Here is a 1,614-nt window from a genome sequence, read left to right on the forward strand (position 1 = left end):
TCTCGATGGATGGCCGGGGCCGCTGGATCGACAACCGGATGATCGAGCGGCTCTGGCGATCCCTCAAATACGAATGCGTCTACTTGAACGCCTTCGAAACAGGTTCCGAAGCCCGGGACGGGATCGGTGACTGGATCAGCTACTACAACAAAAGACGCCCGCACTCATCACATGGGATCATGACGCCGGACGAGGCCTATGACAAGCAATCTCCGGACCTGAAGGTTGCCGCCTGAAATGAAACCAATGCTATAGCTTAGCACGGCGGCAAACTGGTCGAATTTCAAGGACCACCTCTGGGCTCCAGCAGACGCAAGACCTGTACATACTCTCGTTAGCCAGCTTTGCCCTGGCGGGCTTCCAGCAACCGCTGGAGCGTGCTGAAGGCTTCGGGCAGTTCCCACCCCTGCAGGGGGGCTGCCTGATCGAAAGCATTCGACCATTGTCCCCGGACCAATGGCGGACAGGGTCTCATTCTTGCGTTCGACCAGCGGCAGGTCATGCAACGGATCGAACACCATGTCGCCGGTGTCGCAGGACCGGGGATGATCGGCGATCACCTGCGCCGCGCAGCCGATGACGACACGGGTCACGAAGCCTTTGATCCAGACCTCGCGGTGGCCATAGGCAACCGGCACCGAGTAATCGTTGCCGCGGCAGCGCACCACCGATGTCGACGTGACCTGGCCGCTTCGGAGGTCGCAGGCCTCGAATGGGGCTGCCGGCAGGTCCCGCATCGCGGCAAGGTCAGCTTGCAGCCGGTCACCGATGCTGGCCTTGTGGCCGCGCAGAACATTGCCCTGCCGCCTGCGGCACTGCTCTTCGAGGCAGGCGTTGAACGCCTCCCAGTCCGGAAAGGACGGGATCGGCACCATAAAGTTGCGGCGGGCGTAGCCAACCAGACCCTCGACGGCTCCCTTGTCATTCCCCTTGCCCGAGCGCCCGTAGCGATCCCGGACCACATAGTGCGACAGCATCGCGCTGAACCGCTGCGTTCTCTGCCGGGTGCCATCCGGCATGATCCTGGCAACGAGGCACGTGTCGTTGTCATAAAGGATCGACTGAGGGATGGCGCCGAAGAACGCAAAGGCATGGACATGTCCGTCAAGCCAGGCCTCCGTGGTGGCTGCCGGGCAGGCCCGGACATAACAGGCGTCGCTGTGCGGCAGATCGAAGGCAAAGAAGTGCGCTTTCTGCTCAACACCGCCAATCACCACAAGTGCTTCGCCAAAATCGGCCTGCGCATGCCCTGCGGGATGGCTGAGCGGCACGAACATCTCCTTGCCGGTCCGCTTCGAGAGCCGGACGTAATCCCTCACGATCGTGGAGCCGCCATCAAATCCGCACTCATCCCGCAGCCGCTCGAAAATGCGCTTCGCCGTGTGACGTTGCTTCCGTGGCCGGCCTTTGTCCTCGGTCAGCCACCGGTCGATCTGACCAATGAAAGCATCCAGCCTGGGCCGTCGGATCGGCGCCGTCCGCCGATACCCCGGCGGTTCCGAACAGGCCAGCATCTTCGCAACACTGTCCCGGCTGATCCCAAAAACCCCGGGCAATCTGGCGCCCGCTCAAACCGTCCTGAAAATGAGCCTGACGCACCTTCAAATACAAATC

1 protein-coding gene and 1 pseudogene are annotated in these 1,614 nt (G+C 61.9%); one reads left to right on the forward strand and one right to left on the reverse strand.

Translation table 11 applies throughout. The features are described 5' to 3' along the window. A partial coding sequence (locus FEV53_RS20180; protein WP_142836402.1) for an integrase core domain-containing protein occupies positions 1-236 on the forward strand: 236 nt, incomplete at its 5' end. A 101-nt stretch (positions 237-337) separates the two neighbouring features. Here FEV53_RS20180 and istA read toward each other — a convergent pair. Beyond that, positions 338-1,614 (reverse strand): annotated as a pseudogene (gene istA / locus FEV53_RS20185) (IS21 family transposase); the annotation flags it as partial.

This window comes from Palleronia caenipelagi (assembly GCF_007004065.1).
GTDB lineage: Bacteria > Pseudomonadota > Alphaproteobacteria > Rhodobacterales > Rhodobacteraceae > Palleronia > Palleronia caenipelagi.